Origin of the sequence: Pedobacter sp. N23S346, from assembly GCF_048515415.1 — a bacterium.
In the GTDB taxonomy this organism is placed as follows: Bacteria; Bacteroidota; Bacteroidia; order Sphingobacteriales; family Sphingobacteriaceae; genus Pedobacter.
Genome location: NZ_JBLYEE010000010.1, coordinates 115,303 through 133,827 on the forward strand (window position 1 = coordinate 115,303; position 18,525 = coordinate 133,827).

General features: G+C 39.3%; 13 protein-coding genes. 8 read left to right on the plus strand and 5 right to left on the minus strand.

What is annotated here, in order from left to right:
- Nucleotides 1-78: 78 nt before the first annotated feature.
- Entirely contained in the window at nt 79-267 is a 189-nt protein-coding gene (locus ACN1CD_RS17355) for a hypothetical protein (RefSeq protein ID WP_419131662.1), read from the minus strand.
- A 107-nt stretch (nt 268-374) separates the two neighbouring features.
- Here ACN1CD_RS17355 and ACN1CD_RS17360 point away from each other — a divergent pair, with 107 nt between their 5' ends.
- The 5 genes from ACN1CD_RS17360 (at nt 375) to asnS (ending at nt 6,799) form a co-directional block, all read left to right on the plus strand.
- Nucleotides 375-902: a ferritin gene (locus ACN1CD_RS17360; RefSeq protein ID WP_419131663.1), complete on the plus strand. Its 528-nt coding sequence runs from the start codon at nt 375-377 to the stop codon at nt 900-902.
- A 648-nt stretch (nt 903-1,550) separates the two neighbouring features.
- The gene (locus ACN1CD_RS17365; RefSeq protein ID WP_419131664.1) at nt 1,551-2,999 is read left to right on the plus strand and encodes a circularly permuted type 2 ATP-grasp protein; all 1,449 of its coding nucleotides are present in this window, start codon (nt 1,551-1,553) and stop codon (nt 2,997-2,999) included.
- A 9-nt stretch (nt 3,000-3,008) separates the two neighbouring features.
- Nucleotides 3,009-3,944 carry an alpha-E domain-containing protein gene (locus ACN1CD_RS17370; protein WP_320466003.1) on the plus strand — a complete coding sequence of 312 codons (936 nt, stop codon included), beginning with the start codon at nt 3,009-3,011 and terminating at the stop codon, nt 3,942-3,944.
- A gap of 41 nt (nt 3,945-3,985) precedes the next feature.
- Nucleotides 3,986-4,975: a transglutaminase family protein gene (locus ACN1CD_RS17375; RefSeq protein ID WP_419131665.1), complete on the plus strand. Its 990-nt coding sequence runs from the start codon at nt 3,986-3,988 to the stop codon at nt 4,973-4,975.
- 375 nt (nt 4,976-5,350) lie between these two features.
- On the plus strand, nt 5,351-6,799 hold the full coding sequence (asnS, locus tag ACN1CD_RS17380) for an asparagine--tRNA ligase (protein ID WP_419131666.1): 1,449 nt from the start codon (nt 5,351-5,353) through the stop codon (nt 6,797-6,799).
- Between the two features lie 500 nt (nt 6,800-7,299).
- Here the strand turns inward: asnS and ACN1CD_RS17385 are convergent, their stop codons facing one another.
- From ACN1CD_RS17385 to ACN1CD_RS17400, 4 genes are all read right to left on the minus strand, one after another.
- Nucleotides 7,300-7,596 (minus strand): GIY-YIG nuclease family protein, encoded by a 297-nt coding sequence (locus ACN1CD_RS17385; RefSeq protein ID WP_419131667.1) that lies wholly within the window; start codon nt 7,594-7,596, stop codon nt 7,300-7,302.
- A gap of 580 nt (nt 7,597-8,176) precedes the next feature.
- Nucleotides 8,177-9,838 carry an FMN-binding glutamate synthase family protein gene (locus tag ACN1CD_RS17390; RefSeq protein ID WP_419131668.1) on the minus strand — a complete coding sequence of 554 codons (1,662 nt, stop codon included), beginning with the start codon at nt 9,836-9,838 and terminating at the stop codon, nt 8,177-8,179.
- 13 nt (nt 9,839-9,851) lie between these two features.
- Nucleotides 9,852-10,106, minus strand: coding sequence for a Txe/YoeB family addiction module toxin (locus ACN1CD_RS17395; protein WP_419131669.1), 255 nt, complete (start codon nt 10,104-10,106; stop codon nt 9,852-9,854).
- Nucleotides 10,099-10,356 carry a type II toxin-antitoxin system Phd/YefM family antitoxin gene (locus ACN1CD_RS17400; RefSeq protein ID WP_419131670.1) on the minus strand — a complete coding sequence of 86 codons (258 nt, stop codon included), beginning with the start codon at nt 10,354-10,356 and terminating at the stop codon, nt 10,099-10,101. Before ACN1CD_RS17400 ends, ACN1CD_RS17395 begins: the two co-directional genes overlap by 8 nt.
- A gap of 132 nt (nt 10,357-10,488) precedes the next feature.
- Between ACN1CD_RS17400 and ACN1CD_RS17405 the strand changes: the two genes are divergently transcribed.
- The 3 genes from ACN1CD_RS17405 to ACN1CD_RS17415 all read left to right on the plus strand — a co-directional run bounded on the left by ACN1CD_RS17405 (nt 10,489) and on the right by ACN1CD_RS17415 (nt 18,353).
- Nucleotides 10,489-11,109: an L-threonylcarbamoyladenylate synthase gene (locus ACN1CD_RS17405; protein WP_419131671.1), complete on the plus strand. Its 621-nt coding sequence runs from the start codon at nt 10,489-10,491 to the stop codon at nt 11,107-11,109.
- 537 nt (nt 11,110-11,646) lie between these two features.
- Nucleotides 11,647-17,424, plus strand: a complete 5,778-nt coding sequence (locus tag ACN1CD_RS17410) for a gliding motility-associated C-terminal domain-containing protein (RefSeq protein ID WP_419131672.1) — start codon at nt 11,647-11,649, stop codon at nt 17,422-17,424.
- Between the two features lie 8 nt (nt 17,425-17,432).
- Nucleotides 17,433-18,353 (plus strand): type IX secretion system membrane protein PorP/SprF, encoded by a 921-nt coding sequence (locus tag ACN1CD_RS17415; RefSeq protein ID WP_419131673.1) that lies wholly within the window; start codon nt 17,433-17,435, stop codon nt 18,351-18,353.
- The last annotated feature ends 172 nt before the right edge of the window (nt 18,354-18,525 follow it).

Below are 18,525 nucleotides of genomic sequence, written 5' to 3' on the forward strand. Positions count from 1 at the left end.
ATCTCTACCATCATCTTGCAGCTGCATTCCCTCCTTTCTTTTATTAATCATAAGCCCAACTTTCAACGCCAAACTTCCTTAGTGATTTAATTGATAAATGCTGTTCTGATTTTTAATCTTTAACCACCATACCGTGTCCCCTTTGTTCTTGTATAAGTCATCATCCCAAACCTCAAACTCCTGACTTTCAATCCCAGACACCAAACGCCAAACGTTCAATTCCAAGCGCTCAACTCCAAACACCAACCCGCCTTTATTTAAACTCATTATAAATACCTACCCGTCAGCAATTTAGACTAATTTCATATAGCAAATAATTTACAATTATGAACAATTCTGTGTTACATTTGTATTGTTATTAAAGCACAAAAATTATGAAAGATTTAATGCGTATTAAATGTTTAATATCTCAGGATATTGAAACACTTTTAAATCAGCAGATTAAAAAAGAGGCACACTCTTCATCACTATATTTATCAATGGCATCTTGGTGTAACCAAAATGGTTATGACTTCTCAGCAGATTATTTCACTAAGCAATCTGAAGAAGAAAGAGCCCATCAGTTAAAATTGTTCAAATACGTGTTAGATATGGGTGGAAATGCGATTTCTCCAGAGGTAACAGGTATTAAATCAGATTTTGCAGGTTTCAGAGAAGTATTCGAAGATGCATTAGAAGCAGAAATTGCTATTACGCAAAGCTTTAAAAATTTAGCATCCAGATGTTTGAAAGAACAGGATTTCGTTACCATGGAATTCTTAAACTGGTTCTTGAAAGAACAACGTGAAGAAGAATACAAAGCTCGCCGTGCATTAGAATTGTTCGAAGTAATTGGCGAAGAAGGAACTGGAAGATGGGAAATTGACAAACACGTTAATGACATCACCTATTCTGAAGACTAGTTAATAACTAACAAAACATATATTGAAAGCTATCTTGATGAAAATTAAGATAGCTTTTTTTGTGCAGAATGATTTCTGAATCCTTCAAACTTATCCTCAAAAGGCGGAACCAAGAAGAGCTTCCTCAAGCTTTATTTAACCCAAATAACGCCTAAAGGTGAAGAAATCTAACCTGCCTCATCTAAAGGTTGGTACCTAACCGTGTCTCCAACAGAAAAACTCACGCCTATAAATTCACAATTGGCAAGATCAAATTTAGCTTGACTGGTGAGACAATCTTAAAAGACTATAAAAAAAGAAAGCTTCCAAGGTTGTACCAGGGAAGCTTCTTTTAGTTTAGGTTGTTTAGTTTATGTTGATTATGAATAAGTCTCTTGAATTTTGTAAAAAAAGCGCCGTTGCCAGCGCTTTTTTTAAACCAAATATATAATAATAATTAACGAGCATCACAAAAGTACTAAAAATTTCCATTTAAGCAAGCAATTTTTATAAAAAAGATATAATATTTTATAAAAAACCCAAAAAATGATTAATTACATCATTATAAAATTAAATATAGCAGCAAAAAAAACATGTATTAATAATTTTTTACAATTAAAATCATTTTTTTGAATACAAAATCATACTTTAAGGAAATATTTAAGTCAAATGATAGAAAATTTTATAAAAAATTACTTAAATCACCCAAATACTTATGATGAAATGTTTCTTAATAGTGAAAACTATAGAAATCACTATCAAAACTTTATTAAAAATTTCTCAAAAGAGTCTCTTGAAAACTTAAACAAAAAGGAAGAGTTGGCAAAAAAACTCTTTATGAGCCAGGGAATTACCTTTACCGTTTACGATAGTGGTGAGGGTATCGAAAAAATTTTCCCTTTCGATATCATTCCACGCATTATCACCTCCAGCGAATGGGCATTTATAGAAAAAGGAATCACACAACGACTTAAGGCATTAAATCTCTTTTTAAAAGATGTGTACAGCAATCAGTTTATTCTGAAAGATCAAATTGTACCCATTAACGTAATTTACTCTTGTCCTCATTTTTTACGGGAGATGCATCACGTAAACGTACTGCACGATATTTACATTCATATCGCTGGCATAGACCTGATTCGTGATCATGACGGCACCTTCTATGTACTGGAAGATAATCTCCGAACACCATCCGGCGTAAGTTATATGCTCGAGAATCGGGAAATTACTAAAAGGTTATTCCCTGATTTAATCCCGCAATGCGGCGTAAGAAGTGTAACAGAATATCCTGCCATATTATATAAAAATTTAATGGCACTATCGCCTAGAGCCGTTTCTAATCCAACAATTGTACTCCTTAGTCCCGGAATGTACAATTCGGCTTATTATGAACATACCACTTTAGCCCGTCTAATGGGTGTTGAATTGGTTGAGGGACGGGATTTGGTTGTTCAAAATCATAAAGTTTTTATGAAAACCACTACTGGTTTGCAACAAGTTGATGTAATTTATCGCCGTGTTGATGATGACTATATTGATCCGTTGGTATTCAACCCCAATAGTGTTTTAGGGGTTGCCGGTTTAATGGGCGCCTACCGAAAAGGAAATGTGGCCATTGTAAATGCCGTAGGAAATGGTGTTGCTGATGATAAAGCGGTTTACACCTACGTTCCAGATATGATTAAGTATTACCTGAACGAAGAGCCGATCTTAAAAAATGTTCCAACTTATCAATTAAGCAATCGCGATGAACTCGATTATGTTTTTGCAAACATCAATACCATGGTGGTAAAAAAAACCAATGGTAGCGGCGGCTACGGCATGTTGATGGGACATGCGGCATCAGAACAGGAGATTGAAGAATATAAAATAGAAATTTTAAAAGATCCAAGAAACTTTATTGCACAGCCCACCATTAGCCTTTCTTCTGCCCCATGCTTTATTAACGGAAAACTGGCACCGCGAAGAATCGACCTCAGGCCTTTTGCCTTAAACGGGCCGGATGGCATTTCAATTGTTCCTGGCGGATTAACCCGCGTAGCCTTGAAAGAGGGATCACTTGTAGTAAACAGTTCGCAAGGCGGAGGCAGTAAAGATACCTGGGTTTTAACTTCCTAAAATAACCATATGTTAAGTAGAGTAGCATCAAGCCTGTATTGGCTAAGCAGATATGTAGAACGTAGTGATGGTATGCTTCGCATGTTAAAAATAAATTATGCCTCATCGCAAGATACCATTCAGGAATTTACCTGGAAACCAGTGATCAGAATTTTTTCTTCCGATGACGAAAATGAACTCTTAAACATTCAGCATGATAGCAGGGCGGTAATTGAATATTTGCTGTTAAATAAAGATAACCCCAATTCGATTTTAAATATCGTAACCCTGGCCAGGGAAAATGCCCGAAGTGTACAGGAACATATTCCGAAAGATTTGTGGCAATGCCTGAATGAGTATTATCACACTGTTAAAGATGAAAAATTATTGTGGTACGTGCAGGAAGATGATCCCATTACCGCTTTAGATATTTTAATTAAACAAGTGATGCTCTATCACGGCACGGCAGATAGCGCCATGGAGCGTGGTGAAAGCAGAAGCTTTATGAAAATTGGCAAGCATTTAGAACGGAGTATTCAATCGATAGATATCCTGGATATCAAATTCAGTTCCATCAGTACCAATCCGGATTTGCTTACCGATATCGCTTACTGGAAACACCTGTTGCTTTCTTTAGGTGGCTATGAATTATACCTTAAAACTTACAGACAAGGTTTTGATGCCAAAAACATCATCGAATTGGTGATGCTAAATAACGATTTCCCCAGATCTGCTCTTTATTCCATGAATAATATCGAACGTTATTTTAGTCGGTTAAAAAGTGAGAGCAATATTGAAGACTATAATAATCTTTCTTTTAAAATTGGAAGATTGAAAAGCATGATTACCTATAGTTCGGTAAATACCATGGAAGAAGATCAGCTTCATCATTATTTAACAGAAATTAAAACCGAACTTTTTGGTATCGGTAACCTGCTTAATGAATATTATTTTGCAAATTCATAATGCGTTAAAATTGATAAACACCCTACTTAATCAGCAATACGATGCCAATCTTTAAAATAAAACACATTACCAATTATAAATATGAATCTCCGATCAGGGATAGCGCGAACCAGATTATTTTATTCCCGATAAAAGATGATTTCCAGAAAGTGGTAAAACATGATTTAAATATCTCCGGAAGTCCTGATATTGAAATTTTTATAGATTATTATGGAAACGAGGTGGGCACATTTACCCAAAATGAACCGCATACACAGTTAAAAATATTCTCTAAAGTAAGTGTAGAAACTTTTCCAAAACCACTTCCACAGGATGATATGTTTAGCCGCGAGCAATGGAATAGTTTAGATGCGATAAAATATGAAGTACTCTATATTGATTTCCTAAGGCAGGAGTCTTTCGAAGGCATGATGCAATTAAAAGAAACTGCACAGGCAATAAAAACCATTGAGGATACACCCTATCAAACAGCTATAAAATATTGTGCACACGTATTCAGCAATTACGAATATATTAAAGGAATAACTGCAGTTGATACCACCATTGATGAAATATTAAAGCTAAAGGCTGGTGTTTGTCAGGATTTTGCACATGTACTCACAGCAATGTTACGCTTAACGGGGATTCCGGCCAGATACGTAAGCGGGTACATCTGCCCCAATCAAGATGGCATGCGTGGCGAAGGCGCAACACATGCCTGGGCCGAAGCTTATTTACCTGAATATGGCTGGCTGGGCCTTGATCCAACCAATAACTGTATCGCTAATGAAAAGCATGTGCGTTTAGCCATAGGCAGAAATTTTGCTGATTGCTCTCCTGTTAAGGGCGTTTATAAAGGTGGTTTTGAACACCTGATGGAAGTAAATGTTTCTGTGGGCTATAATGATGAGGACTTTAACGATAATGAAAATTATTTCCAGCCCAAAGAGGTTAACTATACGAAACCTTCAGGTATCTCGACAGCGAATGTTAGAAAGCAGAATAGTTATCAGCAATATATGGAAGCGATGCAACAACAACAGCAGCAGTAGGTAGTTTTCAGTTCGCGTTCTAAGTCATCGGATGAATATAGCCTGTTTGCTAGTATTCATCCGATGACTAATCGTGAATATAGCCTGTTTGCCATTATTCATCCGATGACTAATCGTTTAGCTCAGAGTTCTCAGTTCTAAAGGAAACTAATTAGGTATATATAGTCTGTTTGCCAGTATTCATCCGGTGATGATTCGTCTAATTTTCAATTCAGCGCAGAAAATCACAGACTATTTCCAAATATTCATCAGATTACAATTTGTTAATTCACTTCGCGGTTTTCAGTGATCATTTCAAAACTGCAAACTACAAATTGAAAACTGACAGCTGATATACTTTTTTTTCCTAAATTTGCGCCTTTTACAAATAACAATATGATTAAGAGACAGCAAATTAAAGATTTATTAAAATCGACTGCATTTGGCACAGAAGTAACGGTTATGGGATGGGTAAGAACATTCCGCAATAATCAGTTTATCGCTTTAAATGATGGAAGTTGCATGAGCAATATCCAGGTAGTGATCGATTTTAATAATTTACCAGATGAGCTGTTAAAAAGAATCACTACCGGCGCTGCCATTTCTGCAACCGGAAGTTTAGTAGAATCGTTAGGAAAAGGCCAAACGGTAGAAATTAAGGCAACAACTGTGGAAATTTTAGGTGATAGCGATCCCGAAAAATTCCCTTTACAACCTAAGAAACACAGTTTAGAATTCTTACGTGAAATTGCACACCTGCGTTTCCGCACCAATACTTTCAATGCGGTTTTCAAGGTTCGCCATGCATTGGCTTTTGCCATCCACCAGTTCTATAATGAGCGCGGTTTCGTATACATGCATACGCCGGTTATTACAGCAAGTGATGCAGAAGGTGCGGGTGAAATGTTTAAAGTAACTACTTTAGATTTTGACAATACACCGCGTACTGAAGATGGAAAAGTAGATTTTTCACAAGATTTCTTCGCACGCGCAACCAACTTAACCGTTTCCGGACAATTAGAAGGTGAGCTGGCAGCAATGGCTTTTGGAAAGATTTACACTTTTGGTCCGACATTCAGGGCTGAAAACTCTAATACTACCCGTCACCTGGCCGAATTTTGGATGGTTGAACCTGAATTTGCCTTTGCTGATTTAGAGGATAACATGCAGCTGGCAGAAGACATGATGAAGTATGTAATTAAATATGCTTTAGACAACTGCAAAGATGAATTGGAATTCTTAAATACACGCTTAGCGGAAGAAGATAAACAGAAACCTCAGAATGAGCGCAGCGAGTTCTCTTTATTAGAAAAATTAGATTTCTGCTTAGCCAATGATTTTGAACGCTTAACTTATACGGAAGCCATCAAAATTTTAAAATCATCCAAGCCAAACCAGAAAAAACAATTCAAATATCTGATTGATGAGTGGGGAGCAGATTTACAAAGTGAACACGAGCGTTTCCTGGTAGAAAAGCACTTCAAAAAGCCTGTAATTTTAACAGATTATCCGGCAGATATTAAATCGTTCTACATGCGCCAAAATGAACCAGATGCCGAAGGCAGACAAACTGTTGCCGCAATGGATATTTTGTTTCCTGGGATCGGCGAAATGATCGGTGGTTCTCAACGTGAAGAACGCCTGGATCGTTTAACTAAACGAATGGAAGAATTAAACATTCCTCAGGATGAACTTTGGTGGTATTTAGATACCCGCCGTTTCGGAACAGCACCACATGCAGGTTTCGGTTTAGGTTTCGAACGTTTAGTATTGTTCGTAACCGGAATGACAAACATCCGTGATGTAATTGCCTTCCCGAGATTCCCTAAAAACGCAGAGTTTTAAGAAGGGTTTAAGGTTTAAGGTTTAAGGTTTAAGTAAAACAAATTGCTAAACTAAAGGGGTCAGGTTTTTCAAGAACCTGACCCCTTATTTTGTTATTGGTAGCCAACAATAATATGTTATATCCTGGCATTAATCAAATAGGAGATTGCCACGAATATTACCGATGAAGGATCGTAGAATATTCTCGCAAGGACGCTAGAGGGAGAGAAACTCCGGTTTTAAACTGACGAAGTTTTCCGTCGCACAAGCCAACTAAACTTCGTAAGTTGATTTACGGTCATTGCTCGGCGTTTAAAAATATGGCGCTACCCTAATCCTGCTGTCATTGCAAGGAACGAAGCAACCTTAATGCGATCGCTATATGCGTTTAGTCGTAGCGAAACGCTACAATCAGATTTTGACACTACAATCAGGTTTTGGCGCTAAACTAACATGGTCGTCATTGCGAGAAACGGCTTTTCTCCGTTTCGTGGCAACCTCATTGCTGCTAAAAGCAGTTGCTATTCCTCAATCAAATCATATAAATCTTTCCATTGCGGATTTAACTTATTAATCAAGTCAATTTTGTTTTGTCTCTTCCCTGCCTTTATTCTTTTTTCTTCGGTAATTGCTTCACCAATACTTTCAAAAAAAATGTAAAAAACTAATTTATAACATTTATATTTTGAAGTAAAACTATCTGGGTAATAATTATTTTTATGTTGCCAAGTTCTATTTCTTAATTCAGAAGTTACGCCAGTATATAAAATTGCATCATACTGATTAGTTAAAATATAGACGTAGCCACCCTTAGACATGCTTTTTTTTATTAAAAACAGTAAAATCTATGAATTTAATCAAATAGGAGATTGCCACGAATATTACCGATGAAGGATCGTAGAATATTCTCGCAAGGACGTTCATGGAGAAGAGAAATTAACTCGCTAAACTAACACGCTCGTCATTGCAAGGAACAAAGCAACCTTAATGAGATCGCTATATGCGTTTAGTCGTAGCGAGATGCTACAATCAGGTTTTCGCGCTAAACTAAGTCGGTCGTCATTGCGAGAAACGGTTTTTCTCCGTTTCGTGGCAACCTTATTGCTGGTTATGAAACTACGGTTTTAAACTGACGAAGTTTTCAGTCGCACAGGTCAACTAAACTTCGTAAGTTGATTTACGGTCATTGCTCGGCGTTTAAAAATATGGCGCTACCCTAACCCTGTCGTCATTGGAGGGACGAAGCAATCTTAATGCGATCGCTATATACGTTTAGTCGTAGCGAGACGCTACAACCAGATTTTGGCGCTAAACGAACACACTCGCCATTTCGAGGGTACAAATAAAAAAGCCCTGTAAATCTTGCAACTTACAGGGCTTTCTCATATAAGAAAGATCTTAAATCCCATCATCATGCATGGTATCGCTATATGGATTAGCATGCTGATAATCAACAGCAGAAACCTTATAATCTGTTGGCGCAAAGGTTGTCGCCGTACTCAAAGCCATCCCCAGTTCAAAACGGGTTGGATATGGTGTTTGCAATAAACTTCCGGCAGGGATATAGGGGAAACTCTCCAGGTAAGATTGCATTACGCTAGAGCTTACCCTCCGGTTAATATAAGCCCTGCTTAGTTGATGTGGCTCACGTAAACCCGCAGCCCCCAATAGTTCCACAGCACTTGCAACAGTAAGGTTATGGAAATTTTTCACCCGAACCGTTTTATCCTCCACCACTAAACCCTTCATTAAACTTTGATCTTGAGTAGCAACCCCCGTTGGGCAGGTATTGCTATTACATTCCAGCGCCTGGATACAACCTAAGGCAAACATCATCCCGCGGGCCGCATTACATAAATCAGCTCCTAAAGCAATATTTTTCACCAAATCGAAACCAGTAGCCACCTTACCCGAAGCAATTATTTTAATGTGTTTCTTTAAATCAAAACCATTCAATACATCATACACAAAGGCAACACCTTCACGCAGTGGCATGCCCACAGAGTTAGAAAACTCCTGCGGTGCTGCACCCGTTCCACCTTCTCCCCCATCTACAGTAATAAAATCAGGATAAATACCCGTTTCAATCATCGCTTTGCAAATGGCATAAAATTCACTTTTTCTACCAATACACAACTTAAAACCTACAGGTTTTCCGCCAGATAAATCCCGCAGCTTCTTCACAAACTCCAACAAACCAATTGGCGTATTAAATGCAGAGTGTGCTGGCGGAGACAATACATCTTTCCCTTCCGGCACCAAGCGGATTCGCGCAACTTCTGCGGTAACCTTTTTAGCTGGCAACATCCCGCCATGGCCAGGCTTAGCACCTTGAGACAGCTTAATTTCAATCATTTTTACCTGATCTGCATGGGCACGCTCACCGTAAGCATCGTAGTTAAAAGTTCCATCATCATTACGACAACCAAAATAACCCGTTCCAATTTGCCAGATTAAATCGCCACCTGGTTTACGGTGATAGTCGCTAATTCCACCTTCACCGGTGTTATGTGCAAAGTTGCCCATTTTCGCACCACCGTTTAAAGACAGAATAGCATTCTGACTCAACGATCCAAAACTCATAGCAGAGATATTATAAATACTGGCAGAATATGGTTTCGTACAACCCGGACCGCCAATAATTACACGGGGATCTAAATTTAATTCGTGATGAGAAATCGCCGCGATGCTATGACTCAACCATTCATAACCATTTTCGTATACATTTAACTGTGTTCCAAACGGAATGGTATCGTTATCCGTTTTGGCTCTTTGATAAATTAAGGAACGATTTAGTCTGCTATATGGCGTACCATTGGTATCACTTTCTACAAAGTACTGGTAAACCTTTGGTCTTAATTCTTCCATAAAATACCTTAAACGACCGAATACCGGATAGTTCCGTACTATACTGTGTTTAGGTTGATAAAGATCATAAACCCCGAGGATTACAAATGGTCCTGTAAAAAGGAATGTCCACCATAAAAAAGGATGGTATAAGCCCAGCATGATGGTTAGGGCGATTAAAAATGCGGCAATTGCCACGAATGCTTTTCTCATGTTTTGTTGTTATTTATGTATGATACCTACATTGCAGAATAATGATCGCTGAATTTTCTACCTTGTAAACCAATCTGTGTTCTAAATTTATTCTTCGAGACCACCAGCCTGAATATTGGTGTTTTAATGGCTCGGGTTTCCCTGTCCCTTCAAAGGGCGTACGCTCAATTTCTTTCAATAAGGTATTGATTTTTTTTACAATCGATTTATCAACCGTTTGCCAATAGAGATAATCCTCCCACGCCACTTCAAGAAATAGTTTAGTCATGATCAATCAGATCTTGCTCTTTCGCTAAACCCTTTTCATAATCTTTTAAACCTTGTTCCAATCTAAGTGCATTTTTAGAGCTCTTTAATAAGTAAAAAGTTTCTTGCATACTATCATAATCAGCTTTAGAAAGAACAACAACATCTTCACCCTTTGCCCGGGTAACAAATAACGGTGTATGATCCGAAAAAACTTTATCTAAGTAGAACTTTAAACTTTGCCTAAAAGAGGTATAATTGGTAATTTCCATTTTGCAACTTTTTAATAATAACCAAAATTAAAAATAATAAAACAACTGTACAACAATTTGTACATATTTGAAATTCTTATGAATTTATAATGATTTAAACAACCAACACCATTAAATTGTTAATTTTACGCTATGCTTATTAAAATCTATCCAGAGAACCCTAACGAAAAAGCCATTCAACAGGTGGTAGAAGTATTAAAAAAAGGCGGATTAATTATCTATCCTACTGATACCATTTATGGATTAGGCTGCGACATTACCAACCCAAAAGCCATCGAAAAAATTGCCCGTATTCGCGGCATTAAGCCAGAGAAGGCTAATTTTTCGTTCATCTGCCATGATTTAAAGCACATTTCAGATTATATTAAACCTATTGATAACACCACTTTCAGGGTATTAAAAAAAGCATTACCAGGTCCTTTCACCTTTATTTTCGATGCTAATAATAATGTCCCTAAATTATTAAGTTCTAATAAAAAAACAGTGGGTATTCGTGTACCTGATAATAATATCGCCAGGTGTATTGTAAAAGAATTAGGTAACCCAATCTTATCTACCTCAATTAAAGATGACGATGACGTAATTGAATACTCAACCGATCCGGAATTGATTCACGAAAAATATGAAAATTTAGTTGATTTAGTGATTGATGGCGGCTTCGGAGATAATGAAGCATCAACCGTTATAGATTGTACCAGCGGCGAATTTGAAGTAATTCGTGAAGGAAAAGGAAATATTGAAGATTTTCTTTAAGCACCTAGCCCATTTACACATTCAATAACTTTATAATCCACCCATTCTCTCATTCAATCACTCTATAATTCAATCATTCTCTAATTCATTAATTCTCCCATTCAATCATTTATTAACCACTAAACTTACCAACATCCCAGTTAATATTCTGATAATTAACTAAATTTAAATCATCAATGGCTAACTATCATTGATTACCGAACACAACTAATTTAACATCCCCTCAATATTAAATTAATATCCGAACCCTATTTTTACATCCTAAACATCCCATATGCAAAAAAATCTACTTCAATAAGCTGCTTTTCCAGCTAAATTGTTTCGCTGTGCGATTCAATTTCCCACTTATTCAGGCAAAATGATAAACCTTTGAGTGGGATTATCTTGCTATGGATATTCGAATGATCCAACAATCACCCTTAACGCTATTAATCGGTAAGCTTTACGCATGTAAGTTAAAATACTGAATAAAGATTTCATTGTCGCGTCTCTCAACTTGTCTGAAGAAGGAGACCATTATCATCCCTATAAAACTGTATGAAAAAACTTCTACTTTTATCCCTCTTGTTCCTGATTGCGGGCAGATTATTCGCTCAGGTAACACTCAACACTTCGCCCTATCTCGAAAATTTTGACGGAATCGGCACCACGCTTCCAGCTGGTTTCTCCGTGAGAACAGGTGCAACAGCCACTGCGTTGGGTACAACTGCAGCATTTACAACAGCCGCTACTGCATGGAACAATGCAACAGGCGCCTTTAAAAATTTCGCTTCAGCAACAGCCGGGGCCACAGCAACCACAGTAGCACAAAGTTCAGCTACAGATCGTGCTTTGGGCTTAAGGCAAACCGGAGGTGTAGGAGATCCAAATGGGGCTTTTGTTTTTCAACTGGCCAACACTACTGGTAAAACGGGCTTAAAACTAAGCTTTAACTTACAATCTTTAGATGCCGGATCACCAAGACAGGCCACCTGGAGGGTAGATTATGGCTTTGGTGCTGCACCAACTACATTTACTGCAGCAACCACTACCGGAACATTAACTACAGGGAATACTTCATTTTCCAATAACACGGTTAATGTTGATTTCGGAACAGCCTTAGATAACAATGCAAACACGGTTTGGATCAGAATCGTAACCATTCTTAACACCACAGGCGCAGGGAATCGCCCTTCTACAGGTATAGATAATTTTAATTTATCTTTCACTTCGGGTGGAGGCGTTACAACTCCTGCGCTAACCGCATCAACAGCAAGTTTATCCTTCGGGAGCCAAACTATCGCTACCAGTTCTGCTGTACAGAGTTTTACAGCAAAAGGTACGAATACTACTGCAAACACCAATATCAGTACATCATTACCTTTCTCCGTATCAAAAGACAATAGCACTTTTACCAACACAATCGCTTTTACACCTGCAGAAATTTCGTTAACGCCAACTGTTTATGTTCGGTATAACCCTACAGTAATAGGTGCATCATCTGGCAATGTAACGGTATCTAGTATAGGTGCAACTTTAATTAATATAGCTTTGACGGGCACAGGTGTAGCCGGAGATGTTACTCCGCCAGTTACCACAGCCAGTTATCCGAAAACCACTAACGCCACCCTCACTACCATCAATTTAGTCAATAACATTAGCGAGGCCGGAACAAGCTACTACGTTTTACTCACCTCGGGTGCAACTGCTCCAACAGCCGCCCAGGTAAAAGCCGGATTAGATGCAACCGGAGTTGCAGCCTTTAAATCAGGTTCATTCGCAAACACCGCAAATGTAGATGCTTCAGCTACCGTAACAGGCTTAACAGCTGGCACAACTTATACATTCTATACAGTGGCTCAGGATGTTGCCGGTAATTTACAAACCACTGTTGCAACTGTAGATGGAACAACCGCAAATCCACCTTTAGTGAGTGCACCGATCATCATCAGTCAGTATTATGAAGGCACTTCGGTAAATAAATGGATTGAATTAACCAACTTAAGCAATGCGCCCATTAATACGGCTTCGCCACAATTAAAACTGGCTTTATACAATATTTCTGGCGATGCCGGAACAATCAACATCACTGGAGCCCCCTCTCAAATTGTTAATTTAAACTTTACTATTCCTGCCCGCGGTTCGGTATTGTTGGGTAACACCGGAAATAGCAATACCGAAATTCCTTATTTAACCCCTGCCAGCGCCATACTCAACAGCAATACGGTAATTAATTTTAATGGAAATGATGGTGTAGCCTTGCTAGATGCAAACAATAATATTATTGATGCCTTTGGCCAAGGCGTTAACGCAAAGGATGTATCTTACGTAAGAAGTTTAAATGTAACGGCACCCAGCCCTACTTATACTGATGAAGACTGGACCAGAACAACAATGGCTTTGGTTCAAAATGCAATTGATGATGACGATGCAAACCGTTTAGGCGTTCATTTCCCGCCAAATTTACCTGTTTGTGCTGCACCATCAACACCAGCAACTGCATTAACATTTAACAGTGTAACCACCAACAGCATTTCTGCAGGTTTCACCAGATCTACAGATGCCAATGAATACCTGATTATCAGAAGCCTGAACAATACTTTAACCGCTTTACCAGCTGATGGAACAGTTTATAACGTAGGTACGCCTTTCGGCGGAGGCATTGTGGCAAATAGAATTGTAACGAATGTATTTACCGATAATGGCTTGGCAGATGCAACCAACTATACCTATTTCATTATCCCGCTAAATAACATTTCCTGTACTGGCGGTCCAAAATACTTTACAACAGGCATCCTTAGTGCCAGCCAGGCCACTAAAGCCTTATTACCATGTGCCACTCCTGTAGCTCAGCCAACAAACTTCATTATCACTTCATCCAACTATAATTTTATTCAGGGTGCATTTACACCTGCAAATGGCGCGGATGAACACCTGGTGGTGATGAGTACCAGCAACGCCTTAACAGCTTCGCCAGTTAATCAAACCACCTATAATATTGGCGACCAATTGGGCGGCGGTATCGTAGTAAAAAGAGGAACCGGCGGCACGTTTATTAGAAATGGTTTATCGCAAAATACCAACTATTACTTCTTTATCTATTCAATAAACAGCGCTTGCAGCGGCGGCCCATTGTACCTCACTACGCAACCCCTTTTAGGCAATCTGAAAACCGGAGTGTTAGATGTAAACAAACTCAATTTCTATTATGGCAACTTACATAGCCACAGTAGCTATTCAGACGGAAATAAAGATGATTTAACCAAGAAACCAGAGGATGATTATGCATTTGCAAAAAATTCCATGAATTTAGATTTCCTGGGGATATCAGAGCATAACCATACACAGGCAGGAATGTCATTAGCCAGCTGGCAACCCGGAATAGATGCTGCTAAAAGAGCAACAACATCTACTTTCGTAGCCATGCACGGGATGGAATGGGGCGTAATTAGTGGCGGCGGACACGTAATCGTTTACGGAATCGATTCATTAATAGGCTGGGAACCCGGCGAAAATCAGATTTATGTACCAAAGAGTGTTTACACAGGTACTACCGGATTATTCAGAATCATCAACAGACATGGTTTAAACGCAATAGCCACCCTGGCTCACCCCAACACAACCGATTACAATAACATTTTGGCTAATTACGATTTAAGTGCAGATAGTGCCATTGTAGGTACGGCGCTAGAAAGTGGTCCTGCATTTTCAACCAACATCACCTATTCAGATCCTGCCAGTTCTATGAGTTATCTGAGTTATTACAACAGGATGCTGGCCAAAGGTTATCACCTGGGCGCCAGTATAGATCATGATAACCACAATTTAACTTTCGGCCGGCATACCCGGGCCAGGTTAGTGGTGATGGCTCCTGCCCTTACCGAAAATGACCTGCTCGATGCGATTAAGAAAATGCGTTTTTACGCTTCGCAAGATTCGGCAGCTAAAATCGTTTTCACCATTAATAAACAACCTGTTGGTAGCGACTTTAAAACCGCAGGCGCACCACTAATAGAATTAAATTCGATTACCACGAGCCCGGTAACAAGCATTAAAATTCTTTACGGCACGCCAGGCAGCGGTGTTAATCCTGTAGAATTAACCACAAGTACTACGGCCAGTTTAACCTATACAGATAATGCATTGGCAAACTTAGCCACTGGCTATTATTATGCAGATCTTGTAGAAGCAGATGGAAGCAGAATCATCACTTCCCCAATCTGGTACAGCAGAGATGATGCAACTGTAAAAAGCAATCAAACCATCACCCTTGTACCTACCAAAACCGTTACCTATGGCGATCCTGATTTTCCTATTGGAGCAACCAGCGATAATACCAATATCAACATCACCTACACCAGTAGTGACATCAACATTGCAACCATTAGCAATAACGATGTGCATATTGTAAAAGCAGGTACCGTAACCATCACCGCAAACCAGGCAGGCGATACATTTTTCAATCCCGCCGTGGCGAAACAACAAGTTTTAACCATTGCACCGAAAACCATTACAGTAACTGCCGATGCCAAAACAAAAGTAGAAGCTACTGTAGATCCAGCCTTTACTTATACAGCTGCGCCTGCACTCTTAGGGGCTGATATTTTCACAGGTACCTTAACCAGAAATCCTGGAGAAACCGCTGGCGATTATACCATCATACAGGGAACATTGGCATTAAACACCAATTACGCCATTAACTATAAACCAGCAAACCTGCGCATTTATGCTATGCCAGTGGCCGTTGCCAGTGCTAATATTTCAGTGCCTTTAAATGCAACTGCACCAGTAATTACTTTTACCGCATCAGCAGGTACAGCACCTTTTACCTTTACCTATAACATTAATGGTGGCTCAACGCTAACTGCAACATCAAATACCAATGCGGTAAACTTAAGTGCACCCACCAATACAGTTGGCACATTTGTATATACCGTAACCAGTATAACAGATGCCTATAGCACGCAAACACAAAACGTTGCAACAACAGTAAAAGTGAACCCAATTCCGGTAGCTACCATTTCTGGCACTACCGCTTTATGTTTAAATGGTACGGCACCAATGGTAACCTTTACAGGTGGAAACGGTACGGGGCCTTACACCTTCACCTACAACATTAACGGCGGAACAAGCCAAACCCTAACTACTACCGGCTCAAACACTACCGCTACCCTTACTGCACCAGCAAACACCGCCGGAACATTCAATTACAATTTATTGAGGGTTTCTGATGCCAATGCTGCGCAAAATCAAACCAGTACGGCAACGGTAACGGTTAGAACCCTGGCCACAGCAACCATTGCAGGTACTTCGGCTGTGCCACAAAACGCTACCGCACCAACGGTTACTTTCACTGGTGCAAACGGAACAGCCCCATACACTTTTACCTACAATATTAATGGAGGCACAAACAGAACCGTTACTTCTACCGGGAATACGGCAACCGTTACAGCACCAACAACTGCTGTAGGCAACTTCGTTTATAATTTAGTAAATGTAGCCGATGCAAATTGTGGGCAGGCGCAAACGGGGGCCGCAACGGTAACCGTTCGTCCATTACCAATAGCAACCATTGCAGGTACCACTGCTGTTTGTAATTTTAGCAACTCACCACAAATCACTTTTACAGGTTCAGCCGGAACAGCACCTTATACCTTTACGTATAATATTAATGGTGGAAGCAACAGAACGATAACATCAAATGCTACAACCGCAACGGTAACTGCTCCGAGCAATACAACAGGAACGTTTGTTTATAATTTGGTGAGCGTAACCGATGCTTTCGCAACACAAACACAAACCGGAAATGCAACCATTACCGTAAATCCACTACCTGTAATTAACATCAGCAGCGATAAAGGCTTATCTATTTCAAAAGGCGATGCAATTATTTTAACCGCAACGGGTGGCTCACAATATAGCTGGACAGGTGCCGAAATCAGCAGTGGGCAATTAACATCATCTGCCACCATCAGGCCAAAACAAAGCGGAACTTATCAGGTTACCGTAACCAATGCCAGCGGATGTTCAAGTAATCAAACTATTTCCATTACAGTGGTTGATGATTATAAACTAGAAGCAAGCACTGTGGTAACGCCAAATGGCGATGGTTATAACGATAAGTTTATTGTTAAAAACATCGATTACTATCCGAATAACACATTGAGGATTTTCGATAAAGCCGGGCGGATTTTATATACCAGACAAGGTTACGCAAACGATTGGGATGGAACCGTTAACGGAAGTCCACTTGCCGAAGGAACCTATTACTACATCATCGATTTAGGAACAGGGATTAAAACATTTAAAGGATACATTAACATCATCAGAGACTAATTACAGACATGAGAGCAATTACAAAAAACATAAAGCAAATAAGTCGCGTAACGTTTCTATTTGCCACAAGCATTTTATTTTCAACTACTACAAAGGCACAAATTCTGCCATTAAATGCCCAGTATTTCCAAAACAAATACCTGGTTAATCCATCAATGGCGGGTATTAACGAAGGTTTAAATATTAACGGCAGCTTCCGTAAACAATGGTCTAACATTCCCGGTGCACCCATTACGCAAAGTATAACGCTAGATCAGCAGGTAAATAAAGTAGGTTGGGGCGTAAATGTTTACAACGAAAAATCCGGCGGTATGCAGCGCACTAAAGCTGTTGGAACCTTCGCTTATCATTTACCGTTAAGCAGCAACAACCAGCAGTTAAATTTCGGGGTATCTTTTGGCGCCAGTCAGGATAAACTAGATTTAAGTAGTGTCCGCAATAGCGATATTAACGATCCATCCATTGCCCGATTTAACGATCGTGGTTATTATCTTGATGGCGATTTTGGCGTTTCCTATACCTCTAACGCATTAACTGTAGAAGGTGCCATTCCAAACATGCGTTCCGTATTTCGAAATGATGATTTAAACTTTGCTGATAAACCCACTTTCTATTCAGCAGTAAGCTATAAGTTTAATTTTGGATCAGGCATTAATGCAGTAAGCTTAGAACCAAAAGGTGTTTTCAGGGGCATCAAAAATTATGATAACCTTTGGGATGCTGGCGTAAATGCCAATTTTATCGGCGATAAATTATTTGCGATGGCCATGTATCACAACACACAAAATGTTACGGTTGGTTTCGGCATGAACTATAAATCATCATTATATTTCATGGCCTATTACAACACAGCCACTTCCGCAATTAGTGGTTATACCGATGGCGATTTTGAAGTAAATATCCGGGTGAATATTGGCAAGAAACCATAAACCCCTATCTGCTAACGGCACCTTTCCACCAAAAGGAAAAGAACAAAAGAAAAAGGATTCTTCGTACCATGAAATTCAAACCCCATGAGGCCTCAAAAACCTTATGGGGTTTATTAATTATGCGGAAAAAACGGCCCCTATCCGCCTAGCGGCACCTTTCCCCGGGAGGGAA